At 61.5% G+C, this 26862-nt stretch carries 23 protein-coding genes; 4 read left to right on the forward strand and 19 right to left on the reverse strand.

What is annotated here, in order from left to right; genetic code table 11:
* Nucleotides 1–50 precede the first annotated feature (50 nt).
* On the forward strand, nt 51–713 hold the full coding sequence (locus VSR72_RS15820; RefSeq protein ID WP_342953284.1) for a gamma-glutamylcyclotransferase: 663 nt from the start codon (nt 51–53) through the stop codon (nt 711–713).
* Between the two features lie 7 nt (nt 714–720).
* On the opposite strand, the gene VSR72_RS15825 is transcribed toward VSR72_RS15820, so the two are convergent.
* Nucleotides 721–1362, reverse strand: coding sequence for a LysE family transporter (locus VSR72_RS15825; protein WP_342953285.1), 642 nt, complete (start codon nt 1360–1362; stop codon nt 721–723).
* 115 nt (nt 1363–1477) lie between these two features.
* Here VSR72_RS15825 and VSR72_RS15830 point away from each other — a divergent pair, with 115 nt between their 5' ends.
* Complete coding sequence (locus VSR72_RS15830; RefSeq protein WP_342953480.1) at nt 1478–1936, forward strand: Lrp/AsnC family transcriptional regulator; 459 nt, start codon at nt 1478–1480, stop codon at nt 1934–1936.
* Between the two features lie 18 nt (nt 1937–1954).
* Here VSR72_RS15830 and VSR72_RS15835 read toward each other — a convergent pair whose 3' ends face one another.
* Nucleotides 1955–3256: an aspartate aminotransferase family protein gene (locus VSR72_RS15835; protein WP_342953286.1), complete on the reverse strand. Its 1302-nt coding sequence runs from the start codon at nt 3254–3256 to the stop codon at nt 1955–1957.
* Nucleotides 3257–3333: 77 nt separating this feature from the next.
* On the opposite strand from VSR72_RS15835, the gene VSR72_RS15840 reads away from it, so the two are divergent.
* Both VSR72_RS15840 and VSR72_RS15845 read left to right on the forward strand, forming a co-directional pair.
* Nucleotides 3334–4242: a LysR family transcriptional regulator gene (locus VSR72_RS15840; protein WP_342953287.1), complete on the forward strand. Its 909-nt coding sequence runs from the start codon at nt 3334–3336 to the stop codon at nt 4240–4242.
* A gap of 291 nt (nt 4243–4533) precedes the next feature.
* Complete coding sequence (locus tag VSR72_RS15845) at nt 4534–5550, forward strand: XdhC family protein (RefSeq protein ID WP_342953288.1); 1017 nt, start codon at nt 4534–4536, stop codon at nt 5548–5550.
* Between the two features lie 202 nt (nt 5551–5752).
* On the opposite strand, the gene VSR72_RS15850 is transcribed toward VSR72_RS15845, so the two are convergent.
* The 17 genes from VSR72_RS15850 to VSR72_RS15930 all read right to left on the reverse strand — a co-directional run bounded on the left by VSR72_RS15850 (nt 5753) and on the right by VSR72_RS15930 (nt 26860).
* Complete coding sequence (locus VSR72_RS15850) at nt 5753–7111, reverse strand: MFS transporter (RefSeq protein WP_342953289.1); 1359 nt, start codon at nt 7109–7111, stop codon at nt 5753–5755.
* A 137-nt stretch (nt 7112–7248) separates the two neighbouring features.
* The gene (locus tag VSR72_RS15855; RefSeq protein ID WP_342953290.1) at nt 7249–8814 is read right to left on the reverse strand and encodes an AMP-binding protein; all 1566 of its coding nucleotides are present in this window, start codon (nt 8812–8814) and stop codon (nt 7249–7251) included.
* On the reverse strand, nt 8807–9295 hold the full coding sequence (locus VSR72_RS15860) for a (2Fe-2S)-binding protein (RefSeq protein ID WP_342953481.1): 489 nt from the start codon (nt 9293–9295) through the stop codon (nt 8807–8809). Before VSR72_RS15860 ends, VSR72_RS15855 begins: the two co-directional genes overlap by 8 nt.
* Before the next feature lie 59 nt (nt 9296–9354).
* On the reverse strand, nt 9355–10176 hold the full coding sequence (locus VSR72_RS15865; RefSeq protein ID WP_342953291.1) for an FAD binding domain-containing protein: 822 nt from the start codon (nt 10174–10176) through the stop codon (nt 9355–9357).
* Nucleotides 10173–13112 (reverse strand): molybdopterin cofactor-binding domain-containing protein, encoded by a 2940-nt coding sequence (locus VSR72_RS15870; protein ID WP_342953292.1) that lies wholly within the window; start codon nt 13110–13112, stop codon nt 10173–10175. Before VSR72_RS15870 ends, VSR72_RS15865 begins: the two co-directional genes overlap by 4 nt.
* A 456-nt stretch (nt 13113–13568) precedes the next feature.
* Nucleotides 13569–14435 (reverse strand): AraC family transcriptional regulator, encoded by an 867-nt coding sequence (locus VSR72_RS15875; protein WP_342953293.1) that lies wholly within the window; start codon nt 14433–14435, stop codon nt 13569–13571.
* 578 nt (nt 14436–15013) lie between these two features.
* Entirely contained in the window at nt 15014–15820 is an 807-nt protein-coding gene (locus VSR72_RS15880; protein WP_342953294.1) for an enoyl-CoA hydratase-related protein, read from the reverse strand.
* Nucleotides 15821–16117: 297 nt separating this feature from the next.
* Nucleotides 16118–16306 (reverse strand): hypothetical protein, encoded by a 189-nt coding sequence (locus tag VSR72_RS15885; protein WP_342953295.1) that lies wholly within the window; start codon nt 16304–16306, stop codon nt 16118–16120.
* Between the two features lie 232 nt (nt 16307–16538).
* Nucleotides 16539–17921, reverse strand: a complete 1383-nt coding sequence (locus VSR72_RS15890; protein WP_342953482.1) for an MFS transporter — start codon at nt 17919–17921, stop codon at nt 16539–16541.
* A gap of 84 nt (nt 17922–18005) precedes the next feature.
* Nucleotides 18006–19235, reverse strand: a complete 1230-nt coding sequence (locus tag VSR72_RS15895) for an FAD-dependent oxidoreductase (protein ID WP_342953483.1) — start codon at nt 19233–19235, stop codon at nt 18006–18008.
* 5 nt (nt 19236–19240) lie between these two features.
* Nucleotides 19241–20203, reverse strand: a complete 963-nt coding sequence (locus VSR72_RS15900; RefSeq protein ID WP_342953296.1) for a VOC family protein — start codon at nt 20201–20203, stop codon at nt 19241–19243.
* Nucleotides 20204–20280: 77 nt separating this feature from the next.
* Nucleotides 20281–21774, reverse strand: coding sequence for an aldehyde dehydrogenase (locus VSR72_RS15905; RefSeq protein WP_342953297.1), 1494 nt, complete (start codon nt 21772–21774; stop codon nt 20281–20283).
* A gap of 25 nt (nt 21775–21799) precedes the next feature.
* Entirely contained in the window at nt 21800–22627 is an 828-nt protein-coding gene (locus VSR72_RS15910; protein WP_342953298.1) for an aspartate dehydrogenase, read from the reverse strand.
* A complete protein-coding gene (locus VSR72_RS15915) occupies nt 22620–24278 on the reverse strand; it encodes a thiamine pyrophosphate-binding protein (protein WP_342953299.1) in 1659 nt (552 codons plus the stop codon). Before VSR72_RS15915 ends, VSR72_RS15910 begins: the two co-directional genes overlap by 8 nt.
* Nucleotides 24271–25098, reverse strand: coding sequence for an SDR family oxidoreductase (locus VSR72_RS15920; protein WP_342953300.1), 828 nt, complete (start codon nt 25096–25098; stop codon nt 24271–24273). Before VSR72_RS15920 ends, VSR72_RS15915 begins: the two co-directional genes overlap by 8 nt.
* On the reverse strand, nt 25095–25967 hold the full coding sequence (locus VSR72_RS15925; protein WP_342953301.1) for an IclR family transcriptional regulator: 873 nt from the start codon (nt 25965–25967) through the stop codon (nt 25095–25097). The genes VSR72_RS15920 and VSR72_RS15925 overlap by 4 nt, the downstream gene beginning before the upstream one ends.
* Entirely contained in the window at nt 25964–26860 is an 897-nt protein-coding gene (locus tag VSR72_RS15930; RefSeq protein ID WP_342953302.1) for an alpha/beta fold hydrolase, read from the reverse strand. The genes VSR72_RS15925 and VSR72_RS15930 overlap by 4 nt, the downstream gene beginning before the upstream one ends.
* Nucleotides 26861–26862 lie beyond the last annotated feature (2 nt).

Raw genomic sequence — 26862 nt, forward strand, 5'->3', positions numbered from 1 at the left:
CGCACCGAACGCATACTTCATCACATAGCCTCCACAACCCCGCAAACGCCATGCTAAACAGAGACGCCATTCGCTCCGGTGCGTTTCTCGAGAGTTTCAGCCATCTCCCGCCGGAAATTCTCTGGACGCAAACCCAGATCGACCAGTCGCTCGCCGAAACGATGGCGAAGCGCCCCGCGGGCAAAGACATCTGGGTGTTCGGCTATGGTTCGCTCATGTGGAATCCGCTCTCGCGCTTCGACCAGCGCGCGTTGGCCACGCTGCACGGCTGGCGCAGGAGTTTTTGCATTCGCCTGTTCGGCGGGCGCGGCACGCCACAGCGCCCCGGCCGCATGCTCGCGCTCGAACGCGGCGGCGATACGCAAGGCGTGGCGCTGCGGCTCGACGCCGCCTCGCTCGAGGAAGAGCTTCACATTCTCTGGACCCGTGAGATGCTCACGGGCGCCTACACGCCTGAGTGGACCACCGTGACGCTCGCCACGGGCGAAAAGCGCCACGCTCTCGCCTTCGTCGCAAATGATTGCCCGCGGCAATACGAGGCCGATTCGAGCCCGGAAACGGTCGCCCGTCTCATCGCCCAGGCGCATGGCCCGCTCGGCACCAACGCGGAATATGTGTTCCAGCTCCGGCAGGCGCTCGCGGATTGCGCGTTGACCGACGCTTATATCGAAGAAGTCGCACGAGCGCTCGAACGTTTCGAAACGCCGGACTAACTACGCGTTACGCAAGCCGCGCGAGTCCCGTGACCATTTGAACCACGCCAAACGCGCCAATCGCAACGGCGGAAAAAATGGAAATGCCCCGCGTGAACGCGAGCGGCAGCTTCGTGCGCAACGCAGCGGTCACGCCGCTCAGGAACAGCCACCACACCGCCGAACCCGCGAACACGCCCGTCACCATGGGCGCGACCGCAAGCCATCCCGGCGCGCCGTGCTCGCCCGGCGTCGGCGACAAAGGCCCGAGCGCTGCGAAGGCGGCGATGAACGAAAAAATGGTCAGGGGATTCGAGAGCGTCAGCGCAAACGTCGTCAGGAAATCACGTGTAACAGGCGTGCGCTGGCTCTCCTGCACGGCGACCGGCGCACGAGGCGACTCACGCGCGATGGTCCACGCCATCCACACGAGAAACGCACCGCCCGCCGCCTTCAAAACCACCGTCAGCATAGGCAGCGCGGCCACGATACCGGCCACGCCGAGCGCGCCGAGCAAGCCATAAAATGCATCCGCGCACGCGGCGCCAATGCCCGTTGCGAAGCCGGAATAGAAACCGCGGCTCAGGCTGCGTTGGATGCACAGCATGCCGATGGCCCCGACCGGCGCCGCGATGCAAAATCCCATCGCCACGGCTTTAACGAACAACATGTTCCTTCTCCCCGCAAATCGTGTTCTATAGGGGGATATCGTAGACTGCGAAGATTATCCGCAGAAGCCGGGATTTAAGGGAAAATGGATCTTTCACCTTAAAGATTTCGCCATGATGGACGACCTGGACTGGAAAATACTGGCGCTGCTGCAGGAAAACGGCCGCGTGACCTATACCGAGCTCGCGCGCCAGGTGCATCTCTCCGTTCCGGCGGTGACGGAACGCGTGAGGCGTTTAGAAGATGCCGGCGTGATCGAGGGCTACACGGCACGCGTGAATCCGGTTGCCGCCGGCTATGCGATCTCGGCCCTGATCGGCATTACGGTGCCTCAGTCCGCGAAGGCGAAGTTTCTCAAGTTTCTCAGCACGATTGCCGAGGTGCTCGAATGCCATCACGTCACTGGCGCGGACTCCTATGTAATTCGCCTCGTAGCGACGAGCGTGGCCGACCTGGAGCGCCTGATCCAGCGGATCAACCTTTACGGCGAGACGCGCACGTCCATCGTCATGTCCACGCCGCTCCCCGCGCGTGCGCTCGCGCGGCCGCAAACCGGGTCGCGCGGCAAGGCTTAGCCGCGGCGACCCGGGTACTCAAAGCGAGCGCTCGATCGCCTGCCCCAGCAGTTCCACGCCGAGATCGATCTCCTGCTCGCTCACGGTCAGCGGCGGTGCGATACGGAACACACCGCCCATGCCCGGCAACTGCACGATGTTCATGCTGAGCCCGAGCTTCATGCATTCGCGCGTGATCTTCGCGCCAAGGCCGTCGGCAGGCTCTTTCGTACGGCGGTCCTTGACGATCTCCAGACCGAGCAGCAGCCCGCGCCCGCGAATGTCGCCGATGCAATCGAAACGCTCCATCAGGTCCAGCAGCCCGCGCCGCAGACGATCGCCCATGATGTTTGCGCGCGCAACGAGTCCGTCGCGCGCCACCACGTCCAGCACCCGCAGGCCAACTGCGGCGGGAAGCGGATCGGACACATGGGTCGTGTAGAACAGAAAGCCCCGTTCGTGCGCGGCTTCCTCGATCTGCGCGGAGGTCACCACAGCCGCGAGCGGCAATCCAGCGCCCAGTGTTTTGGATAGCGTGAGAATGTCAGGCGTCACGCCGTCGTGCTCGCACGCGAACATCATCCCGGTGCGCCCAACGCCCGTTTGCGCCTCGTCGAGGATCAGCAGCATGCCGCGCTCTTCGCATTTGCGCTTGAGCGCCGCCATATAGCCCGGCGGCAGTTCGATGATGCCGCCCGAACTCAGGATCGGCTCGGCGATAAAGGCCGCGAGGTTGCCGCTCGACTGGCGGTCGATGAGATCGAACGCGTAGTCGAGTTCCGCGAGGTAGTCGTATTGCCCGTTGCGCTCGAAGCGCGGGCGGTACGTGAACGGCGCGGGAATCGCATACGAGCCCACCGCTGCGGGGCCCACGCCCTTGCGTCCTGCGCTATAGGTGGCCGAAGCCGCGCCGCCCGTCATGCCGTGCCACGACTGCGCAAAGCCCACGATTTCGAATTTGCCCGTGACGAGTTTCGCCATGCGGATGGCGGCCTCGTTCGACTCCGCGCCGGTGCTCAACAGCAGCGCCCGGTCGAGCCCTTTGGGCGTGACGTCGGCAAGACGCGTGGCCAGCTCGACCACGGGTCGCGAAAGCATGCCGCTGAACAGGTGGTCCAGCTTGCCCGCGTATTCGTTGATGACCGAGACGATTTCGGGGTGGCTGTGGCCCAGCACCGCGCTCATCTGCCCCGAAGTGAAGTCGAGAATCGGGCGGTCGTCGGCGTCGTAGACGAAGCTGCCCTGAGCGCGCTCGATGATCATCGGCTCGAACGTGCCGCCATAGCGGATCAGGTGCTGCCTCGCATTGCGCCAAAACTGCTCGTCGTCGTTCCTGGACACGGGCTTCTCCTTTTCGGGTGGCAGGTTTTGCTTGCAGTCTAGTCGGCGCTCTGGTTTTATAGAATCGAATAGTTCTTATGCAAGCTAGAAGAGAGGCTAATATCGTGAGCCGTCCGCTGGAAATCGATCTGCTGCGTTCGTTCGCGGTCATTGCCGAGGTGCGCTCGCTCAGCCGTGCCGCCGAACGCGTTGGCCGCACCCAGTCGGCGCTGAGCCAGCAGATCAAGCGGCTCGAGGAGATCGTCGATCAGCCACTGTTTCAGCGCACTGGCCGCGGCGTTGCGCTGACCCACCCCGGCGAGCGCCTGCTGGTGCACGCCCAGCGCATTCTGCGACTGCACGACGAGGCGATGTCCGACCTATGCGGCACGGGCCTGTCGGGGACTATCCGCTTCGGCTGCCCGGACGACTATGCCGCCGTGTTCCTGCCCTCCTTGCTACGCCGGTTTTCGGGCCAGCATCCCAATGCGCTCGTCGAAGTCGTGTGCGTTCCCACACCACGTCTTTTCGAACAACTCGACAAACGTGCGGTCGATCTCGCCCTCGTGTCGCTGCCTTTGACCGGCACCGAGTCCGCCGACGCAGTCGGCACCGACGACGAGATCATTCGCCGCGAGCAACTGGTCTGGATCGGTTCGCCCGAGCTCGACTCCGCCCACTTCGATCCGCTGCCGCTCGCGCTCTCCGACCCGGACACGCTCGACCACATCGCGGCCTGCGAGGCGTTGGCGCACGCGGGCCGAGCCTATCGCGTCGCGTATGCGAGCAGCAGCCTCGCCGGCCTCACCGCGCTCGTGCGTTCGGGCCAGGCCTTCGCGGTCATGACGCAAACGGCCGTTCCGCAGGATCTGGCCATTCTCAATGGCGACCCCGCGCTGCCGCCCTTGCCGGCCGTTGGCATCACGATCAAGTTCGGGCGCAAGCGGCCCTCTGCGCTCACGGCGGCGTTTGCGGAACACATTCGGCTTACGCTGCCGCTGTTGTGATCGCGTAGTGGACCTCACCGCGCCCCCTCTACAGCGCATTTCCCGCCGAAATGATCGGAGAGACGACTTCTCAACGCTTGATACGCATCGGATCGTTTTCTGCCGCTCGTATTGAAAACTAGATTGGCACGGTTGTACTGCCTGCTTTCCATCTTTCCACTTCAGACTTTTAGGTAAGTTGATGAGTCTGCCTGGTGGTATTTAGTAAATCATAAACGGGCATCACTTACGTGACATGACTAGCTGCGTCGGTGACCGCTGCATCTGTGAAGGAGGAGAAGGAGGAAACTTGTGGACACCGCAGATATTGAAGTTTTGAGCGCCGCCATTGATTGGCGGCAGAACGGGTACCCCGTCTTTATGGCCACAGTTGTGCACACGTGGGGCTCCGCTCCGCGCCCGGTAGGCTCTCTGCTGGCAATTCGCTCGGATGGAGTCATGAAAGGTTCGGTTTCCGGCGGCTGCATTGAGGATGATCTCGGCGAACGCGCAAGGCAACATAAGTTGGCATCGATCCGCCCGGAGCTTGTCACGTACGGTGTGACGGCTGAGGAGGCACATCGCTTTGGTTTGCCGTGTGGCGGGACGCTTCAACTCGTCATTGAGCCAGTCAGCGCTGCATCGAAGCTGACTGAATTACTCGCCGGCACGCTGAATGGCGAGACGATATTGCGAACCCTTGACGTGTCGACAGGGAACGCCACCCTCAGCGCACTCGCAGCGCCACAAAATGTCAGTTTTGATGGCCGCCACTTATCAGTCGTCCATGGCCCGAAAATGCGGGCCATCCTCGTTGGCGCAGGTCAGTTATCCGAGTATGTAGCGAGACTTGCGATTCCTTTGGGCTACCATGTCATCGTGTGCGATCCTCGCATCGAGTATCTGGATAACTGGTCAATCCCACAGATCGAGTTGAGTCGGGAAATGCCCGACGATTTGCTGATGCGTATAGGCATTGACTGCAATACTGCCGTACTGACGCTCACACACGATCCCAAACTCGATGATATGGCGCTGCTCGAGGCTCTGAAATCCGATGCATTTTATATCGGGGCAATTGGATCGAGAGCTAATACGGCCAGGCGCAGGGAGCGGCTCAAGCTGTTCGATTTGACCATCCAGCAGATCGATCGCCTACGTGCACCCATAGGGCTGTACCTCGGTGCGCAAACGCCTGCAGAGATTGCCATATCGATTGTCGCCGAGATGATTGCCATGCAACGAAACGTCCCCGTACTTCAGGGACACGCGCTTCGCGAACCACATTGCGCAGGCTACCGAAATTTGAGGTTCGGCACCGGAGATTAACGCCTGGCGAGATCCGAAAATATCGAAGACACGATGCCGATGTAAGTGGGTTATTGCCTGCCCAGGGAGTTCGATCAAAAACAACACCTCCCCGGAGCATATCGCCCGGCTCTTGTTCAAGAGACCGGGCAAAGAGGATCTTCTCAACGCCCGCTACGACGACGGCGAAAGCGCGCACTCACGATATCGATCCGATCCAGACTCAAACGTCTTCCCCTAGCTGGCCACTAGTCTCTGGCACAACAACAGCGCCGATCATATAGAGCACGCTCACTATGAAGAGCGCAGCAGCCAGGGCGATGGGCAGTTGCGCTGGCGACCGCGAAAAAATTGAAACGACGGTAGGCATCATCCCACCAATGGCGAACCCGATATTCCATGAAATGCCGGTTCCAGTTGCACGAATAGATGTCGGAAATCGCTCGTTCAGGAAAATCAATATCGGCGCATACCCCGCGCTGCCCAATGCACTCAGCAAGACAGCGTACAGTCCAATCATCGCAACACTACTCGCATGCGCCATCCAGACGTAGAAAACCGGAAAACAGATGAGCCTGACGACGCCGAGAATAATGAAGCATCGCCTTCTTCCAATCAATGTACTCAAATGTCCAGCGGCAGTCGATGCGACTATTACAGCGAGACTGGAAATCATCAGAATGACGCCAGCCGTACTGTTAGATACATGATTGACGACTTTGAGAAACGTTGGGAGATATCCCGAAGTCAGGTAATAACCGCTCCCTCCACCCACCGTAAGAAGCAGGTTGATCAGCAATATTCTCCGATACTGCAGTGAGAAAAGGATGCGCAGCGGCGATTTCCCTTCTACAGCATCGCTCCCGCGCGCCGCGGTTAAGGACTTCTTCTTTTCCGCGTTCAATGCTAACCAGACGGGCGACTCCTCGATGGCGTTAAATACAAACACCCCGAGCACGGAACTGATGATTCCCGCAAAAAACATGCAGCGCCAGCCCCAGATCTCAAACTGATCACCCGGAAAAATCGCTGAAGCGGCGAGATAGACCAACGATGCAAAAAGCGCTCCCAAGCCGGCGCCACCCCCGCCGACAAATCCGGAAACCGCACCGCGATATTTGGCACTGACCGTTTCGGTTCCAATGGTATGAGTCGAGGCAACCACCCCTCCGACGAATATGCCTTGAATCAGTCGCAAGACAAGAAACACAACGGGCGCCAGAACCCCGACCTGGAAGACCGTAGGCAAGAGGCCGAACGCCGCGGTCGAGAGACCCACACCGACGACGGAGACGATCATCGCTTTCTTTCTGCCGCGCTGATCGGCAAAAGCACCGAATATCGCGGACCCAAGCGGTCGCATGAGGAGCGTGACGGCAAACGAAGCATAGACTGCCGCCAAAGACAACATCGCGTTCGTCGACGGAAAGAACAGCTTTCCGACTATTGGCGCGACAAAGAGCACCACAAACAGGTCAAAAAGGTCGAGCGCCCAACCCAGGCATGACGCGGCGACGGCCGCGTACACCTGTCGACTACCGGCATTTCCTACCGCCTCACGGCTTCCAAGGACCTCTTCCATCTGGATCTCCTTCCAGTGTCAAATCTCGATTAATTAATTTAGTTATACGAATCAAACAATCTATTACGAAGTTACGAGTTGCTCACGAAAAATGGATCAGACTGAGTCCTCTCTTATGGACTCAATTGACTTCGACGTTACTTCGTTTGCTGGCTAGCTTTCTCATCGGAATACTCAGGCGTGTAATCTCCGCAAGACAGCTTCCGACGCAATATTTTTCCAACTGGAGATTTCGGTATCTCGTCCACGAAGATATATTCCCGGGGTCGCTTGAAATTCACCAGATCAGAATTTCTGCAGAAGTCATCAAGGGCCGTGCCATCGACGTATTCGATTCGCTTGATAAACGCGACAACTCTTTGCCCCCAACGCTCGTCCTTAAGACCAACAACGGCGACTTCGGCTACCGCCGGGTGTAACGACAGGATCGATTCGATGTCTACGGGCGAAATGTTCTCTCCCCCGCTGATAATCATGTCGTCGACGCGGCCTGTAACGTACAGATCACCTTCGTCATCGAAATAGCCCGTGTCACCGGTGAAATACCAGCCGTCACGCAAGGACTTTGCGTCGGCATCCGGGCGATTCCAGTAGCCTTCGAAAGCCTCATCGCCAGAAAGATCTGCAATGATTTGCCCTTCTTCGTTAGGACCGGCCCTTTCATCTGCGCCAGTACTTTCGTACTTGACAATGCGGATACGTGCGTTCAAGCCAGCGCGCCCTGCACTTCCGGGTTTTTTCCTTGCATCCTGGTCGAAACTGAATGTGTACACCTCAGACGATCCGTAGTGGTTGACGAATAATTCTGGTCTGAAAGCCGCTTCGCATCGTTTCAAAAGACCATCGTGCATCGGCGCTCCGGCGAAGCCCAGGCGCTTGACCGAGCCGATATCGGTTTGTGCAAATTCCGGTGCCGAGAGTAGATCGTGGTACAGAGTCGGCACGAGATAGAGGCACGTCAATTGATACTTTTGGATTAGCTCGAGTGCCTGAGCAGCGCTCCATCGCCGGACGCACACAAACATGCCGTCGACCATCGCCATCGCGAGTAGCGAACGCACTCCCATTGTGTGATAGAGAGGCATGACGCCGAGCGTTCGCTCGCCGCGCTTGTACGCATTCTGTGCAATGTGGCCCAACGCCGCCGCACGCTCATGGCGGTGGCGACGAGGCACACCTTTCGCCGCGCCCGTTGTCCCTGACGTGTAAAGCATCACCGAATAGTCGTCCGCGGATGAAACCGGAGCGAGCGTCCGGACGGAGTCACCTTCATCAGCGCCGATTACGTCCTCATAGCGCACCGAAGCCCCAGCCGCCCCGTCGATCGCGACACGGGTCACCAGTTGCGCCGAGCGGCTGTTTGCGACGGCCTCCTCTGATGCCGGTTCGTACACGACGGCTTTTGCTCCCGCGTCAGTCACACTGTGATCGAGCTCCTCGGGCTTGACACGCCAATTTATCGGAACGATCAGGATTCCTGCAAACTGACAAGCCCAATGTAGCGTTGCCAATTCATGGCGATTCTGCAAAACCGCGACGAGCCTGTCGCCACGCGACAACCCGAGTTGGCGCAATCCTGCGACGACCGCAGCAATCTGAGCGTGCCATTGCGCATAGGTAAGCTCCACTTTGCCGTCAACAATTGCGACGGCGGCCGGGCTGCGCTCAACAGCTTGAAGAAACGTGCGACCCAGATCAAGCATGACTGACCTCCTTTTCACCACTTCGGTTGCGCCGCAATGCAGCCACATCGAGCACGGCCTCGACAATCGGCGTATAGCCCGTACATCGGCAAATATGTCCGGATAAAATCTCCCGAACGTCATCTTCAGTCGGATCTGGAACGCGCATCAGATAGTCAGCGCACGACATCAAAATGCCCGCGGTGCAGAATCCGCACTGAAGCGCGTGATGGCGCCGGAAGGCATCTTGCAGATCACTTAGCGTGTTGCCGCTAGCCAGTCCCTCCACCGTATCGATGCCACGACCTTCCGCCTGGACTGCGAGCATCAAACAAGAACGGCAAGCTACGCCGTCGACATGTACCGTGCATGCGCCACAAACACCATGTTCACAGCCAACGTGCGTGCCGGTCGCTCCCAGTTCATGCCGGATAAAGTCCGAGAGCAGTTCGCGCGGCTCGCACGCCCCACTTCGCACAACGCCGTTCAACCTCAGGGTGATCCTTCTCAGCTCACCCTGCTGATGGGCAGCATCTAGCGGATTGTTCTCCTTGCCTCTTTTCACGTTGCCTCCTGTATCACCTTCCAGCCTAAGTGCCTGACGAGATGCCTTCGATGTGTCGCGCTCACGTGCGCGTCGTCCTGCGCTCCGAGCTTCCACGCCAAATCGTTGAGTGCGCTGCGAAGATCGTCACCTTCCAGCTTTGGCAGCGACTCCACGACAGGGCGATCCGCTACGCCACCCACGCCGATCCGGATCGAGTCATCGGTCACCACCGCTGCGCACGCTACAAGCGCGAAATCTCCATGCCTCGCCGAAAATTCGCTGAACGCAAAGCGTTGCCCAGGCTTTCGCAAGGGAAACCGCACGGCTTCGACGAGTTCGTTCGGCTCACGGGCCGTCATCAACATGCCCTGAAAGAATTCGTCTGCCCGCAATACCCGCTTTTTCTTCTTTGAGCGAAGGATGACGTCACCACCGAGCGTGGTTAGCGCGAGTGGCAACTCAGCGCTCGGATCTGCGTGGGCGATGGAACCGCACACCGTGCCGCGGTTGCGGATCTGAAAATGCGAGATGTAGGGAAACGTCTGCCGAAGAAGGGGGACTTCCTGCTCAAGTGTTTTCCGCCACTCCACGCTACCTTGTGTAGCGGCCGCTTTCACGAGCAGGAACCCCGCTGCAGTGTCGACTTCGACGATGTTCAGGTCCTCCGTACTCGACACGTCCACGATCCAGCGTGGCTGGGAAAGCCGCATGTTCAGCACGGCCATCAGCGATTGCCCGCCAGCCATGACGCGCGCATCCGGCCCACCGTGATGCAGCGCGTCGAGAGCATGCTCGGTGTTCTCGGCCCGCAGGTAGCTGAATTGAGACGGTTTCATGATTGCCTCCTAAAGCGTGCAAGCAACTTTTTGAACCAAGAATTGCCTGCGCCGACCGCCTTGCCCGAGGCTTGCCGGCCGAGCGACTCGAAGAGTTGGGTCAGCACGACTTTCGCCGCGCCCTCCAGCATCCGCGCACCTACCGCCGCAACCTTGCCCGACACCTGCGCTTCGTAGTCGTACGACAATGAGGTTCCCTTCACCGTTGGAGTCAGTTCCACCAGCCCTTCTCCTTTGGCGGTCCCGAGCGGCGAGATACCGGCGCCAGCGAGGCGTAGCCGCCGCGGCGCCTCGATATCCGAAAGTCCGATCTTCGCTTCGAATCGCGCCTTGATCATGCCGACGCCGACAGTGACATCAGCGCGATACTGGTTTGGACCCGTTGTCTCCAGTGCATTGCAACCGGGTACGACCTTTGCCAACGCAACGGGATCCATCAAAACGGCAAAGACCGCTTCTGGCGTCGCCTCGAGTTCGACGACGCCTTGAGCTGTCAGCGCCTTACCTCCGCCGGACGGCTTCTTTTTTGGAGCCGAGTCACGATATTCGGGACGCGACGGCTCGGGATCATTCAATCCAATGAATGCAAGCACTTTGGCCGGTGTGACTGGCAGACGGATATCCTCTATCCCGAGGGCATCTGCGACTGCGTTAGCCACGCACGCCGGCGTGCTCATGTTGTTCCCCTCGCCGAGCCCCTTGGCGCCGAGTGGCGTAAACGGCGAAGGCGTCTCAAGGTGAAGAATCATCGGATCCGGTACGTCGCACGTGGTCGGCATGAGGTAGTCGGCCAGTGTTCCTGACTGGAAGCTGCCATCCGCGCCATACTTGAACTCTTCGAGCAACGACGCACCAAGGCCTTGCGCGAAAGCGCCGCGAATCTGGCCATCGGCCAGAGCAGGGTTCAGTATCTTGCCTGCGTCATGTGCGGTCACGTACCGATCAATCTTGACGCGCCCCGTGATCCGGTCTATTTCGATTCCACACATGTCGAATGCAAATCCGTAGCATGCCGAAGTGTTGATCCGATCATTCTCGTCGGGCGGCTCCATGTTCGGCGGAGTCCAGAAGACTGTTTCGCGCAACCCGGGCTCCTCGCCCTCGGGCAAAAGCGCCGGCGCCCAATGGGGCGCATTGCTGGCGGCCCTCGTGAATGGAAGCGCCCTCGCGTCATCGCCGTCCGGCGCGATGCGCCCATTTTTAAAAGTCACCTCTTCGGGCTTGCAACCAAACTGCCTGGATACGATGCGCGAAAGCTTGTCCCGCACGCGCAGCGCGGCTAGATGAACGGTTCCTGCAACCGCGCCTGCAAAGCGACTGGAATAGTTGCCCGATGCGACTGACCACGCGTCTTTGTGGGTATCGAACTCGACGTTGACCACGATGTCTGCGGGATCGAGACCGAGTACATCAGCGACCACCTGGGCACAGACGGTCATGTGGCCTTGCCCAGCAGGTGTCGATGCAATCGTGACGACAACGCCCCCCAGCAAGTCAACGCTTACGGTCGCGCTGGCGATCGCGCCACTTTTCGGGCCTGCCTTTCGTCTCGCCTCCACCGGCAGTACCGTGGAGATGTAGCCCATGTTCGACACAGACGGCTCGATGATCGCAGCGAAACCAATGCCATAGATACGGCCTTCCTTTCGGGCGGACTCGCGCCGGGCCACGAGTTCCGCGTATCCGCCTTCCGACATCGAACGCCGCAACGCCTCTTGATAATTACCCGAGTCGTATAACGCGCCGGAAGGCGTCCGATATGGAAACGCACTTGCTGGTATGAAATTACGTCGATAGACATCCAGGATCTCGATGTTCAGCTCCACCGAGATACGCTGAACAAGCCTCTCAAGTGCGAAGTAGACCTGCGGGCCACCAAATCCCCGCACAAGGCCGGTGGGGGTCTTGGTCGTCAACGCGACCCGATTGCGAACGTACAAGTTTGGAATTGCGTAAGCGCCAGTCAGGCAACCGTGCATTCGGTAGAAAGTTGCAGGCTCAGGCGCGCGCAGGTATCCGCCGCAATCTTCAATCTGATCGTAGGAAAGCGCGGTGATGCGGCCGTCGCTTTCGACTGCGGCCTTCAGGGTAGTCAGTCGTGCCGTTGCGGACGTCGCAGCGGTCAAATGCTCGAGCCGGTCTTCCACCCATTTGACCGGTGCTCCGGCCTTTCTGGCCGCAAGACACATCAGCACGACATAGGGAAATACGGCTTGTTTGACACCAAAGCTGCCGCCGGAATCGCGGGGCGCTTTATGCCGCAGCCGATTCGCTGGCAGCTTGAGCGCCATTGCCATCACCGCGTGCAACGAAAACGGACCCATGAAGTTCGAAGTGACTTCATAGCCTTCGTCGCCCGGCAGAAACTCTGCCACGACCACGGCGCATTCAATCGGTGTACAAGTATTGCGCGGATAGTGTGCTTCGACCTGCACGCAGTGTGGTGCTTTGGCAAACGCACCTTCCGGGTCGCCATATCGAAACTCGCGATCGCTCACGACATTCGTGGCGACTTTCGGATGCAACACAGGAGCATCAGCGGCAATCGCCGCCTCGATCGACGTGACTGGTGGAAGCGGTGAGTACTCTACCTTGATAAACTCGAGCCCGTCCTCCGCTAACGCCCGCGATTCCGCAACTACGACCGCCACCGGCTCGCCGCTATACCGGACTCGGTCCATCGCGAGTGACCAGTGCTCCATAGGCGATTTAACGCCGACGACAAAAGGCTGCGACCATTCGCGTACGTCGTCGCGGGTCAACACGGCGCGCACGCCTTTCTGATCTAACGCATCGGTAATATCGATGCTTTTTACTTCTGCGTGCGGATGGGGAGACCGCAGAACGGCCGCATACAGAGTATTCGGCTTGACTGCAATGTCGTCTCCGTATCGGCCCCGTCCCATAAGAATAGCCGCGTCTTCTAGACGCTCCATGGGGCGGCCAAGATGGCGCTTCTGCTCTTCGGGCGCATTCGCTCGCACAGTAGACGATTGCGACTCGGCCACTGGCTCCAAGAGTCTCGTCCCGGTTTCGCTCACGGTTGTCTCCTACATTTGATCAACGCGATCAGACACGTAACCGGAAGTGATTACCTTGAGCTTATGCTCGTGTCGTCACGCATGGCGTTCGTGGTCAGTGGGATTCGAGATGCTGCTTGCCACGTGCCAGTGAGGTAAATTTATCGCCAACCTTGGGGTTGAGCTTTACCTGGCCGTCCCGTAAGTTACCCTTGAGTCTGATGACTTACGTGGGGCAAGCATTTCAGCTTAGATAGCGGTGCTGTTGCCCGTTCGCGCAGGCAATCGGACGTCGCCCAGAGTCGTTTCCAGGAACGGAAAGCATCGTTCGAGTGACAAACGTCGTACGCAGGCCAGGTTGATGCGAAGGGCTTATATCTCGACTTCATCCGTGTCGAAGATCTCAACCACTCTCCGATATTCACTCGGAGTAATCCCGAGATGCTGCTTGAAAAATCGCGTGAAATGCGACGGGGCGGAAAAACCCAAATCGTATGAAATATTCGTCAATGAACCGGCGTTTGCGGAAAGGTCGCGGATGGCCGTCTCCATACGCAGCACATTGAAGTAGACATTCGGCGTGACGCCGGTGCAGCGGTGGAACAAGGCGAAGAAGTGCGCACGCGACAGACCACAATGCTCGGCCAGCATATTCATGTCGATTTCGACGCCGAGGTTATCCCTTAGAAAAGCAATGGCCTTTCTGATTCGAGGATCGCTGGTGCGTCGATAGCCCAGCTCCATTTGCTGGGAAAGTTCAGACCACTTCTTATCGGGATCAATGACCGAGATCATCAACTCGAAAAGCAATCCCTCAAGACGGGCAGACGCGATGCCGTCAGACCACCACATTTCGAGTGCAAGCTCTTCGGACAACTTGCGTGCCTGCGCGGAAAGGGGCACGCACGACTGAGGGAAAAATCTCGGATGGCCGACACCGCCAAGCGGATGCTGGATACTGGTCAGCCATTCCGGCTCAATATACATCGCGAGAATGACAGTGTGTCCCTTAGCCTCCGCGTTGTGGCGGTAAGCGTGTGGTTCCCACGGATTCACCAGAACCGCCGTTTCGCCAGTTAGCGGTTGAAGTGTTTCATTAACAGCAAAGAATGCGTCAGGGCCCGCAGCCTTGATCAGCAAGTGGCAATGATGATGTGCGTGATGGACGAGCGGCGCGTCCATGTCGAGCAAAGCGACGCGCCCGAATCGTCCCTGGTAGATTTTTATCGCACTTGACACTTGCATCCGCCTTTACAAAACGGGGAGCTCCACTTCTACTCCGCAAGTGAAGCGGGTGCATCTTGCTGCGACACACCCTTTCCCCATACTACGCCACGAACAGCCCTGAGGCAGGCCGGCAATCTGACTTCGTCCGTAGCTGCACTGAGGTCGTCAACCGCGCTACGCCGACAAGCTTCCCTTCGTCGCTCACCAGATGCACACCCTGGGTCTGACGCCCCAGGTGAAGCGGACTGCCAGTTGCCTCTACGACCTGGCCGAGACGCACTGCACGCACGTGGTTCGCATTGGTTTCCAACCCAGGCATCACGTACTTTGGCGCAACACACATTGGCTCGCGATACTTCCAACCGTCCCAGCTAGCGCGAGCGATGCACCGCCTTGCAAAAAAACCATGCGCCGAGCGGTGTTCGACTTGACCAAAAGCCGCGCCGACAGGGATCGATCTACGATGCTCGGAAATTCAATGCCGAGATGTTCAACTACAGTACCGCGCGTTATCGCTCCAAGTCGCTCCAGATCCCACTCGCCATGCCATATTCCTTGCACTGGAAGCGACGGCCGCATTGGCTAGCTCCTTAGCTGCCCTTGAAATGTGCGTTGCGCTTCTCGTGAAACGCTTCGACGCCCTCACGAAAATCATCCGAGCTACGCAGCCGGCTGTAGCAGTGTCCTTCCAGTTCGATAGCGATCGAAAGCGGCGCGTCTTCGGTGTCGTTGAGGAGTTTCTTCGCCGTACGCTGGGCCAACGGCGAGAACGCAACCAGGTCACGGACCAACGCGTCCGTCGCGCTTTCGAGTTCGCCGTCGGCCACGCAGTCAGTGGCGATACCCCAGTCGTAAGCCTGCTTGCCAGGAATACGGCGTGAGCGCATCACGATGTCTTTGGTGCGCCCAACGCCGACCATTTTTTGAAGACGAGCCGATCCGCCCGATCCCGGGATTTGACCAAGTTTCTGCTCGGGAAGCGCGTAGAGCGTCGTTTCCGTCGCGATGCGGAAATCGCAAGAAAGCGAAAGCTCGAAACCGACACCGAAGCAATAGCCGCGATTGGCAGCAATCACCGGTTTGCTGCAGCGCGTCGGAGCAGCAATATTCCACGCAAGCTTCGAGACATGTTCAGGAGACGCTTCGATAAAACCCTTGATATCACCGCCGCTCGAGAAGTGTTCACCGACCGCACGAACGACGATCACGCGCACTCTCGCATCGTCGTCCAGCGCCTCGAATACGACCCGGAGTTGCTCGCGCTGCAGCATGGACACGATATTGAACGGAGGACGGTCAAATACGATATCGGCACGCGCCTCCTTCTCTTTGATCTCGACGCGAAAGCCATCCAGCTCAGTCAGAAGCTTTTGGGCATTGTGAACAAGTTGTGTCATGGATATTCCTTGGGTAGGCGACAAATGGAGTAAGGGTTATCCCTTGAAATGCCAACAGCGAAGATCTATTGGGGGGCTTCGTTTGTCGCACATCGTGATAAATGGTCACCGTTCAGGTCGTTGCGCTCTGACTTCGACCGCTCTGTGCTGGGACGATTTAAGTATCCGGGAAAGACCAGGGGCTCGCTTACCCGCCATTCCACGCAGTTACCCTAAAGTCTGATTTTGTCCCGCCGATGAGTCGAATTCTGCGGCGCACACCCTATGCAAGCGGATTGGCGCGTCTCGGACCAGCGGCTAGTTATAACCAAGCACCGCGACGTGAGCGACCTCTGGATATTCCTCTGCGCTAGCGACCAACGCCGAAACGGGCAAACAGAGCAGCTTCGTATATTGGCTGATGCCCACCAAAGCTTCCCCTGTTGCACTTTTGCTCAAATTGAGCGTCGTATCTTTTGGGTCGCTATTACCAGTGTTGATTGACATGATCCTGCTCCTGTAGGTGACGTTATCGTGTGCTGCGTACGCAGTATCCGCTAGCGTCTAAACGAGGTGCTTACCCGCAACTCTGCGCAATTACCAAGGTGTCGGCTTTTTGTGTTCTGTTCTGCGGTTTTCGAAAAGCAGAGATCCGCCCTTGCCGTCACGCGCAAAGAAAAACGGCACGCCATTGCTGGCGTGCCGTTGCTGGCTAGCGAACCCGAGCGCGTCGTGCCGCTCAAGCCTCCAGTTGTTCGAGCACCTTCCCCTTCGTTTCTATGCCGAGAAAATGCACCGTCACGGCAGCGAGCAATGGCACCGCCGCGAGAATATAGAAGGCCACGTCGAGATTGCCGCCTATCATCGTCTTCGAAACTATCGTCGGTGCGAAGATGGCGGCCACCTTCAGCCACGCGCCGCCCACGCCGCAGCCCAGCGCACGGATGCTCGTGGGGTACAACTCGGGCGTGTAGACGTAAGCGGTGATGAAGCCGCTCGCGAGCAGGCCGAGCGCCAGCGCGCAAAACGTCGCGACCACGTACACCGACATCGCATGGAACACGCCGGCCAGCGCCAGAGAGATCGCGCAAAGCACGAACGAGACGTTGATCACCGGCTTGCGGCCCACCTTGTCGACCAGCAGTGCGCAAGCGAGCGAACCGAGCACGCCGAGCACCGAGGCCGCGACCGCGAGATTGAGCGCGAGCTGCAGCGGCGCGTGATACACGTTGCGATAGATCGTGGGCAACCAGGTGGACAGCCCGTACTGGATGAAACCACAGGTGATCCAGAGCATGGCCACCGCGATCGTGCGCTTGCGATACGCAGGCCCGAACAGGTCTTTCACGCTGCGCTTGGGATGACGCGCGACGAGCGCGTCAAATTCGGCTGCGTTCGTGACCGGTGCGAGCGGGCCCTTGGCGGTGCGTTCGAACGCGCTTACGGCGCGATCCGCTTCCTCCACGCGTTCGCGCTCCGCGAGCCAGCGCGGCGACTCGGGCACGAGCTTGCGCAGCACGAAGAACAGCACGAGCGGCATCCCGCCGATGAAGTACATGATCTGCCAACCGAAGCGCGGCACGAGCCACGCGCCCAGCGCATTCGATGCGAGCAGGCCCACCGGGAACACGATCTCGTAGAGGAGAACGAAACGTCCGCGGCCATGCGCGCGGCTGACCTCGTTGATATACGTCGCGGCCACGGGCAGCTCGCCGCCCAGGCCCAAGCCTTGCACCACGCGCAGCGCCGCGAACACGGCGAAGCTCGGCGCGAAGCCGCAAGCAATGCTTGTCACGCCGATGATGCCCGAACTCCAGGCAATCGCGCGCACGCGGCCATGGCGTTCAGCGAGCCACGGGAAGAGGAATGCGCCGAACAACTGCCCGACCGAACCCGACGCGATCAGAAAGCCGATCTCCCACGGCGTGAGATGCCACTTCTGGATCAGGATCGGCAGTGTCGCGGCGATCGCGATCACGTCGAAGCCGTCGAAGAACGTGGCGAGGCCAATGAGGATACGCGCGCGCACCAGCATGGCGTTGGTCGGCAGCCGTTCGAGCCGCGCGATGATCGAGCCGCGCGTGTGGGGCCCACCGGTCGCGTCGCTGAGCGGCTCGTACATGGCGGCGCCGCCGCGATGGCCGATGGAGTTGTCGAGGGTTCTCATGCCTGTGATCCCGTCCCGTGTTGTCTCGTGTATGAGGTGTTAGGCAAGCGCCTTGCTGGTGTCGACGAGGGCGGCGATATCCACCGCGCGCCCCTGACTCATCCATTTGCGCGCGAGCTTGAGTTCGCGTGCCGCGTTGATCGCAATGACGCCGCGCAGATGGCCGTCTTCCACGAAGAAGAGCGAAGCGCGCTTTTCTTCGATGCTGCCGCGCAGCACCGGCGCAACGCCAGTGGGAATGTCGCCGAGAATCTGCAGGTTGACGTCGTACTGATCGGACCAGAACCACGGAATCTCCGCATACGGCGTCTTCACGCCCAGCACGGCTTTGGCAGCCGCAATGGCCTGGTTCTGCGCGTTGGCCCACGATTCGAGCCGCACGCGGCGCTTGAGCCACGCGTTCGGATGGTTGGCCACGTCGCCACACGCAAATATGCAGGAATCCGATGTTTCGCCGAATTCGTCCACCACGATGCCATCGTCCACCGAAAGACCTGCTTCGACGGCGAGCGCCGTGTGCGGCGCGAGGCCGATGCCGGCAACGGCGAAGTCGGCGTCGAGCGTGCTGCCGTCGGCGAACGTTGCGCGCACGCCGCCTTCCGCACGGTCTTCGAGCGAGAGCAGCATCGCATTCAGGCGCACGTCCACGCCGTTGGCGCGGTGCAGATCGAGCAGGAAGCGCGAGACGTCCTCCGGCAACGAGCGGGCGCACAGGCGCGGCGCGCCCTCCACCACCGTTGCCTGTACGCCGAGCTTGCGCGCCGTCGCGGCGACTTCGAGGCCGATCCAGCCGCCACCCACCACCAGCACGCGCTGGCTGTTGCGCAAGCGCTCGCCGAGCGCCAGCGCTTCGTCGAGTGTGCGCAGATACGTCACGTGTGCACTCTTCGCGACGCTCTCAGGCAGCTTGCGCGCCGCGCCGCCCGTGGCGATCACGAGCCGGTCGTACTTCACTGCGCGGCCCGAACGCGTTGTCACCACGCGCGCCTCGCGCTCGATGGACATCGCACAATCGGGTTGCCACGTTTCGACGTTGAGCGCGGCGAACTCATCGGGCTTCGCGATGCGCACCGTTTCGATATCGGCTTCACCCGCGAGCACGGCCTTCGAAAGCGGCGGACGCTCGTAGGGCAGATGCACTTCGTCGGCGATCATTACGAGGCGGCCGTCGAAGCCCTCCTTGCGCAGTGTCTTCACGACCCAGCCCGCAGCCTGGCCGCCGCCGATCACGACGACGGTGCGCGGTGCCTCTTCGGTGTTTTCGGGCATGGCGCTCATTGTTTCCGCTCCGTCATGAACTTGCCTTGCGGCGCATCGGCGTTTTTCTGGCGGCGAGTATTGCCGTCGAGGCCGCCGTCAATGGCCCATTCCGCGAACACGGTCGGGCCCGGCTCGAAATCGCGCGGCTGCCACTCGGGCGTGAGCACGTCTTCGTCGGCGTAATACTCGATGAGGCCGCCCGCCGGGTTCTTGAAGTACCAGAAGTAAGCGGACGAAACCGGATGCCGGCCAGGCCCGAGTTGCGTCGTCCAGCCGCAGCGGCTGATATGCAGGCCACCGCCGAACACCTCGTGGATATCGCGCACCGTGAACGCCACGTGATTCAGGCCTTTCTTGCCGTCGGGCAGCGCAAGCAGAAACAGGTCGTGGTGACCGCCGTGCGGCGCGCAGCGCATGAACGCGCCACGGTTCGGATAGCGGTCCGAGGTCTCGAAACCGAGCAGTTCGTGATAGAACTTCTCCTGATCCGCCAGGCAGTTCGTGAAGAACACCACGTGGCCCACTTCCACCGGCTCCGCGCGTTCGTAGATCGGCGAGGGCTGGTCTACGCGCAACGTCTGCCCCCATACGTTCGAAGGCGAGCCCTGCACGTCGATCTCGCGGCGGCGCGTGACTTCCACGCGAATCGCCATGCCAGCGGGGTCGAAGCAGCCTGCTGCATCGTCGTGGCTGTAATAGCCGGGCTGGCCCTTCAGGCGTTCGCGCAGCGCGTCGAGTTCCGCGGCAGTAGCCACGCCCCACGTCACTTCACGCAGCGTCGGGCCTGCTTCGAATGCGGCGGGGAGCGTTGCATCGTTTGCGTCCACCACGAGCACGGTGCAGCCGTTGAGCGTTTCGAAGCGTGCGCGCGTTTCGTCGTGCGCGGTTTCCTTCAAACCCCAATCAGCAAAAAAGCGCCGGCAGGTTTCGAGGTCCGCCACGCCGTAAGTAATCTGTTCGATGCCGAGTATCGTCATGTTGCTTCTCTCCTGTCGACCGCACTGCGCGCTTTAGCGCCTGGCGCGGTCCCATGCATAGCTAGTCGAGCGGGCGTTCAGGCGTTGGCCCACGGCAGCGGTGCGTCGTTCAAGCCCCAGTAGAGGCTCTTTTGCTGCATGTATTCACGAATGCCAAGCCGCCCTTTCTCGCGACCCATGCCGCTTTCCTTCCAGCCCGAGAACGGCGTGGAGATCGAAAACAGCTTGTACGTGTTGATCCACACCGTGCCCGCTTCGAGCTTGCGCGCGAGGCGCCACGCGCGTTTGTAGTCGCGCGTCCAGATGCCGGCGGCAAGGCCGAACACGCTGTCGTTTGCTTCTTCGATCAGCGCCGCTTCGTCGTCGAACGGCATGGCCACGAGCACCGGGCCGAAAATCTCTTCCTGGCAGATACGCGCGTTGTTCTGGAGTCCTTCCAGAATGGTCGGCTGATAGAAAAAGCCGTTCTCGCGTCCATCGCCCACGGGTCGCTCGCCGCCGCACAAAAGGCGGCCGCCTTCCTCGAGACCGAGCGCCACATAGCGCTCCACCGACTCGCGGTGCTTCGCCGTAATGAGCGGGCCCATCTGCGTGTTTTCGCGCGATGGGTCGCCCACGCGCAGCTTGCGCGCGCCTTCCACCAGGCGCTTCATGAATGCGTCGTAAATCGAGCGCTGCACGAAAAGACGCGACCCGGCGATACACGCCTCGCCCGACGAACTGAAGATGCCGTACAGCACGCCGTTCACGGCATGGTCGAGGTCGGCGTCTTCGAACACGATGGTCGGCGACTTGCCGCCCAGTTCGAGCGACACCGGCATGAGCTTTTCCGCCGCGATGCGCGCGATGCCGCGGCCCACTTCGGTGCCGCCCGTGAACGACACCTTCTTCACGAGCGGATGGCGCACCAGCACGTCGCCGATCACCGAACCCTTGCCGGGCAGCACGCTCAGAATGCCCTTGGGCACACCCGCTTCCTCGCAGATGCGCGCGAGTGCGAGCGAAACGAGCGGCGTAACTTCGGCGGGTTTCAGCACCACCGCGTTGCCCGCCGCGAGCGCAGGCGCGAGCTTTTGCGCATCGGAGGCGATCGGCGAATTCCACGGCGTGATTGCGGCCACGACGCCAATCGGCTCATGCACGCTCATCGTCAGGTAGTCGCCACGCGAGGGCGTGAGGTCGTCGTCGAGCGTTTCGAGGCACGCCGCGACATAGCGGAACGTGTTCGCTGCGCTCGCCACCAGCACGCGCGTCTCGCCGATCGGCTTGCCGTTGTCGCGGCGCTGGAGCTGCGCGAGCGCTTCGTGGCGCTGCATGATGAGCTCGGCGATGCGATACAGCACGAGCGCGCGCAGATGCGGCTTCATGCCGGCCCACTCGCCCGTCTTCCATGCCGCGTGCGCTTTCTCGACCGCCTCGCTCGCGTCTTCGGCGCTCGCCGTCGAGACCTCCATGTTCAGCGACTGGTCGGCCGGGTACAGGCTCGCGAAGGGCGCGGCGCGTCCCTGGCGCCACTCGCCGCCAACCAGGATATCGCTGTTCGGGATGAGGCTCGTATCGAATGAAGTCATCTTGGGTGTCTCACTGCTATTTGCATCAAATCACGCAGCGCGCGGCCCGGTTGCGCAGCGCGCGAATCGCGCTGTACGCGGTGAGCGCCGAGGTCTTCGGGTTGTCGGGCAGCGGCTTGCCGCACATTTCCAGCGACATCTCGCCGAATGCACCGCGCGCCACGATGCGGTGCACGTTGCGCTCCACAGCCGGATCGGCGATCAGGCGCACCGTGGTCTGGTCCAGACCCAGGCCGGCAAGCGCGATGGTCGCCGCCACGTTCGCGTTCTTCGGGAAGAGCCGCGCCGCTTCGCGCGCGCTGCCTTCGAAAATCACCTGCTCCTGCGTGAGCGTGTGCAGATCGCAGACCTTTTCCGCAGGCGTGTCGAGCCAACCGAGCGGCGGCTTGCGGCCCGTGTAGAGCACTTCGTCGAGGCCGCCCAGCTTCGCCGCGGAAAGCGCGTCGATGCCGCCAATCGCGCCAGAAAGCAGCGTGAGTGTGGCGTCGCCTTCGTCGGCGGCGAGCGAGAGACGTCCGAGCAGTTCCACATCGGAAAGCGCGCCGATGGAAGCCACCGCGCAATCCGTGCCGCTTTGCAGCAGCGGCACGACGTGATCGACGAGCGCTGCATGGCCCGCGCATTCGAGCGCGAATTGCGGCCGCGTGGAAAGCGCAAGCACCGACGACACCACTTCCACCGCGCCGTCCACCTGCTCGCGCACGGCGGCGGCGTGGTGCTCGGGCACGATCACGTGCGAGACGTGCACGAGCGGGTCGGCTGCGACCGCGCGATACACGGTCTGCCCGATCGCGCCGAAGCCGATCATCGCGATGTCGATGGGTGCGTGCGGCACGGCGTGGCCGTTATGCATGTTGGGGCTCCTGCTTGCGCACCGGCGGGCCCGCGAACACCGTTTCGAAGCTGCCCACGGCCTTCATGTCCACTTCGAGCAGCACCGGGCCTTCGAACGCCATGCCTTCGCGAATCACGGCATCGGCGTCGTCGAGCGACGAGAGGCGGTAGTGCTTGAGACCCAGGCTCGCGCAGAACTGCGAGAACTCCGGTTGGTGCAGATCGACATACATGCGGCGGCCGCCATATTGCGCGTCCTGAATGTTGCGGATCACGCCGTAGCACTGGTCGTTCATCAGCACGATCATCACGTTGGCTTTTTCCTGCACGGCCGTCGCGAGTTCGCCCACGTTCACCATCAGGCCGCCGTCGCCCACGAGGCACACGGTCTTCGCCGCTGCGCTCGCGAGCGCCGCGCCAATCGCCATCTGCATACCCTGGCCAATGCCGCCGCCGAGCGCATGGACGCCCGCGCGCGGCGTGAAGATCTTCAGGAGGCGGTTGCCCCACGTGCTGTTCGAGATCGTGACGTCGCGCACCCAGTTGTAGTCGCGGCCCACGGCGCGCTGGAGCGCTTCTACGAGACGGCGATACGGGCCGAGACCCTTGGCCGTTTCCGCCACTGCAATTTCGCGCGCCTCGGCAATATCGGCGGCGAATTGTGGATCGATCTTGATGCGGTTCTCGAGGCGCTTCGCAAGTGCGTCGAGCACGCGCTCGGCGTCGCCGTGCACGAACAGCGCGTTGCGGTAGCCGCGATTGTCGGCGAGCGCGTCGGCATCGATCCGGTACAGCGGTTGCGGCAACGCGAGCTTGTACTTGAGCGTTTCGTTGCCGCGCAGGCGCGAGCCCACCACCAGCATCGCGTCGCAGGTTTTGTACAGACGTTCGACCGACGGGCTCACGTTGAACGCGCCGAGCGTGGCCGGATGATCTTCGGGCAGCACGCCGCGGCCCTGCACGCTCGTCACCACGCCAAAGCCGAGCGCAACGAGGCGCTCCACCGCAGCGCGCGCGTGACGCGTGCCGCCGCCCAGCCACAACAGCGGACGCTTCGCCTTCGCGAGTTCGTTAGCCAGTTGCTCCACGCGCGCTTCGTCGTGCGTGAGCGTCGTCAGGTGCGGCGCGGTGAGATCAGCGGGCCAGTCGGTGAGCGCCGCCTGAATGTCGATCGGAATCTCCACGCTCACCGGGCCGCTCGGCGCCGTCTGCGCCACACGCACCGCTTCGCGGATAGTGGGCAACGCAGTCTCGACCGAACGCACGCGGAACGCTGCCTTCGAAATCGACGAGAGCATGGTCAACTGATCGGGCGCCTCATGAATGTAGGCGAGGTCCTGGTCGAGGTATTCAGTTTCGATCTGGCCGGTAATGTGCAGCAGCGCCGTGCCTGCCGTGAGCGCTTCGACCATCGCGCCCGCCGCGTTGCCCGCCGCCGTGCCCGTGCTCGTGAACGCCACGCCCAGGCCGCCCGAAACGCGCGCGAGCCCGTCCGCCATGTTGACCGCGCCTGCTTCGCCGCGCGCGCCGACATAGCGGATGTTGCCGCGCGTGCCGATGGCGTCGAGAATCGGCATGTTGTGGATCGAGATCACACCGAAAGCGGTTCGGACTCCACATTGTTCGAGGAAGGCGGCGATCAGTTCGCCGACGGTGGTTTTATTAGACATGACGTGCAACGCCTCCAGATACATCGATATGACTGCCCGTCGTATAGGACGACAGGAACGTGGCCAGATAAAACAGCGCCTGGGCGGCTTCTTCGGGGCGGCCGAAGCGGCCAAGCGGAATATGCTTCTTGCGCGCGAGCGCTTGCGTCCAGTCTTCCCAGCTTTGGCCGGCGGACTGCGCCTCTGCGTCGTTTTCGTAGCGCCGGCGCCATTGCCCCGACTCCACGATGCCGATCAGGATCGAGTTCACGCGGATCTGCTCAGGCGCGAGTTCGACGGCGAGCGACTTGATGAGACTGAGCACACCCGCACGCGCCGACGAGGTCGCGACCATATGCGGCTCCGGCTGCAGCGCGAGCAGCGAGTTCACGCAGACGATCGAGGCGTTGCCTGTTCCATTGCCCGCTTTCGCGGCATGGCGCAGCAAGGGCAAGAACGCGCGCGTCGGGCGGATGATGCTGAAATACTTGAGGTCGAGCTCTTCGCGCCATGCTTCGTCCGACGTATCGGCGAAGGTGGACACGCGACCTTGCCCAGCGTTGTTCACGAGCATGTCGGCGCGGCCGAAGCGCTGCTCCACTTCTGCGGCGAACGCAACGACTTCGTCCGCGTCGAGCACGTCGCAGCGCGACGCGAGCAGTTGCCCTTGCGGATAACGCTCGCGCAAGCCGCGTTCGGCGCGCGCGAGGCGATCGCTGTCGCGCCCGCAGATCGCAACCGCCGCGCCCGCGCGCAGGAAAAGTTCGGCGGTGGCGAGGCCAATGCCGGACGACCCGCCCGTCACGACCGCGACCTGACCGGTCAAATCGAGTTGAATCATTTGATCCCCAATGCCTTCATGTAGGGCGCAACCTTGCCTGCGGACGCCTGCAGCCGGGCGTGAGACCCGGGCCGATAGTTCAGGCGCTTCGAGAGTTCGTTGGCCGCGTGGCGCACCTGCTCGATCAAACCGCCGTCGAGCAGTTGCGTGTCGATGCCGGGACGCGGAATGGTGGTCGTCACCACGGCGGCAATGCGGCCCGTGTCGTTGCGCACCGGCGCCGACACCACGGAAATTCCTCGCTCAAAGGACGATTCGCTCACGGCATAGCCGCGCTCGGCGTCTTCGCGAATGCGCTCGAAGAGCGCCTCGACCGTCTCCGGCGTAGAGGGCGTGAAACGCTCGAGCCGCGGCTCGGGATACAGAGCACGCAGTTCGGCGAGCGTGAGATCGCCCATCAGCACCTGGCCGTGCGTCGTGGCATGCGCCGGAAGGCGCGTACCGACGTTCACCTTCACGGAGCTGAAAATGGGCGCGTGGCTCTGCGCCTTGGCGACGAATACGATGTCGCGGCCGTCGCGAATCACGATATGCGCGGTGAGTCCTGTTGCGTCGCGCAGCGCTTCGATCAACGGCAGGCCGAGGTCGGTGAGTTCGAGCGAACTGAGATATTCGAAGCCGAGACGCAGCACCGCCACGCCGAGGCGATAGTTGCGGTCGCGGTCGGCGCGTTCGAGAAAGCCGAGCGATTCCAGCGTTTGCAGGAGACGAAACACCGTGGTGCGCGGAATGCCCAGGCGGCGCGAGAGTTCGGGCGCGTCGAGCACCGGCTCGCGCGGCGAGAATTCGGTCAGGATGCGCAGGCCGCGCTCCAGACCCGGCACGCGGTAGCTGGCGTCGTTGCGCTCTTCTTCGACGTCGGGTGTCATGCCTTAAGCTCCGTAGTACTGAATGTACGAGTCAGCGTGAATTCGATCAGCGTACTGTAGGCCAGCGATTGTTCGATGTAGCCCGCGTGGCCTGCGCCCGGCACGACATGAAACGGCGCGTGCGCGATCTGCGCGAGCCGCTCGCAGGCCTCGGGCGGCGTGATCGAGTCTTGCGCGCCCACCGCGACAGCCATCGGTACACGGCCCGCGCAACGCGCGAGGTCGGTGGCGAGATCGGCGTTCGCGAGCAGATGCGTGGCCTGGGCGTAACCGTGCGGCACGATGCGCGCCATGTTCCAGCGCACCCAGGCGCGTGCAGTGTCGTCGGCGTGCGGCGACAGCATGTTCGCGCTGCGCTGTTGCGCGAGACCTTGCGGGCCGAGTTCCGCAAGCATGGCAAGGCGCGCGTCGCGCTTTTCGGCGCGCACGCTGGCATCGGCCGCGCCATAGCCGCCTGCCGGCGAAATGAGCAACAAGCCGGCCACGCGCTCGGGATGCGCGGCGGCAAACGCGCCCGCCATGATCGCGCCGAGCGAATGGCCCACCAGCATGCAACGCGCGATTCCCAGCGCGTCGAGCCAGTCCGCCAGTACGCGCGCATAGTCCGCTGCGAGAGGCGACGCGCTCGCGACCGGCGTGGAGGCGCCGTACCCCGGCGCGTCCCAAGCGAGGACGCGACGCGCGCCGCCGAGCGCCTCGAATTGCTGCACCCATGAAGCCGCACCTGAGCCGATGCCATGCAGGAGCACGAGCGTGTCGTTACTGCTCTCGCCTGCTGCTTCGCGATAGCTCACGCTGCCCTCGCCTACACGAGCGTTATGCATCGCAAAGCGTGCGAGCCGCGTTTCGAGCGTGGCGGCGGATGAGGCAGCAGTGTGGATCGTGTCGTTCATGG

Source organism: Paraburkholderia sp. JHI869, assembly GCF_038900775.1.
GTDB lineage: Bacteria > Pseudomonadota > Gammaproteobacteria > Burkholderiales > Burkholderiaceae > Paraburkholderia.

Bases quoted from the DNA above. Each gene is read 5' to 3' on its own strand.
- VSR72_RS15920 (WP_342953300.1), bottom strand. From the start codon at position 25,098: ATGATTCAACTCGATTTGACCGGTCAGGTCGCGGTCGTGACGGGCGGG.
- VSR72_RS15855 (WP_342953290.1), bottom strand. From the start codon at position 8,814: ATGCTTGATCTGGGTCGCACGTTTCTTCAAGCTGTTGAGCGCAGCCCG.
- VSR72_RS15830 (WP_342953480.1), top strand. From the start codon at position 1,478: ATGGACGACCTGGACTGGAAAATACTGGCGCTGCTGCAGGAAAACGGC.
- VSR72_RS15905 (WP_342953297.1), bottom strand. From the start codon at position 21,774: ATGACTTCATTCGATACGAGCCTCATCCCGAACAGCGATATCCTGGTT.
- VSR72_RS15840 (WP_342953287.1), top strand. From the start codon at position 3,334: ATGCAAGCTAGAAGAGAGGCTAATATCGTGAGCCGTCCGCTGGAAATC.
- VSR72_RS15885 (WP_342953295.1), bottom strand. From the start codon at position 16,306: ATGTCAATCAACACTGGTAATAGCGACCCAAAAGATACGACGCTCAAT.
- VSR72_RS15880 (WP_342953294.1), bottom strand. From the start codon at position 15,820: ATGACACAACTTGTTCACAATGCCCAAAAGCTTCTGACTGAGCTGGAT.
- VSR72_RS15915 (WP_342953299.1), bottom strand. From the start codon at position 24,278: ATGTCTAATAAAACCACCGTCGGCGAACTGATCGCCGCCTTCCTCGAA.
- VSR72_RS15895 (WP_342953483.1), bottom strand. From the start codon at position 19,235: ATGCCCGAAAACACCGAAGAGGCACCGCGCACCGTCGTCGTGATCGGC.
- VSR72_RS15900 (WP_342953296.1), bottom strand. From the start codon at position 20,203: ATGACGATACTCGGCATCGAACAGATTACTTACGGCGTGGCGGACCTC.
- VSR72_RS15850 (WP_342953289.1), bottom strand. From the start codon at position 7,111: ATGGAAGAGGTCCTTGGAAGCCGTGAGGCGGTAGGAAATGCCGGTAGT.
- VSR72_RS15890 (WP_342953482.1), bottom strand. From the start codon at position 17,921: ATGTACGAGCCGCTCAGCGACGCGACCGGTGGGCCCCACACGCGCGGC.
- VSR72_RS15910 (WP_342953298.1), bottom strand. From the start codon at position 22,627: ATGCATAACGGCCACGCCGTGCCGCACGCACCCATCGACATCGCGATG.
- VSR72_RS15870 (WP_342953292.1), bottom strand. From the start codon at position 13,112: ATGGAGCGTCTAGAAGACGCGGCTATTCTTATGGGACGGGGCCGATAC.
- VSR72_RS15825 (WP_342953285.1), bottom strand. From the start codon at position 1,362: ATGTTGTTCGTTAAAGCCGTGGCGATGGGATTTTGCATCGCGGCGCCG.
- VSR72_RS15925 (WP_342953301.1), bottom strand. From the start codon at position 25,967: ATGACACCCGACGTCGAAGAAGAGCGCAACGACGCCAGCTACCGCGTG.
- VSR72_RS15820 (WP_342953284.1), top strand. From the start codon at position 51: ATGCTAAACAGAGACGCCATTCGCTCCGGTGCGTTTCTCGAGAGTTTC.
- VSR72_RS15930 (WP_342953302.1), bottom strand. From the start codon at position 26,860: ATGAACGACACGATCCACACTGCTGCCTCATCCGCCGCCACGCTCGAA.
- VSR72_RS15865 (WP_342953291.1), bottom strand. From the start codon at position 10,176: ATGAAACCGTCTCAATTCAGCTACCTGCGGGCCGAGAACACCGAGCAT.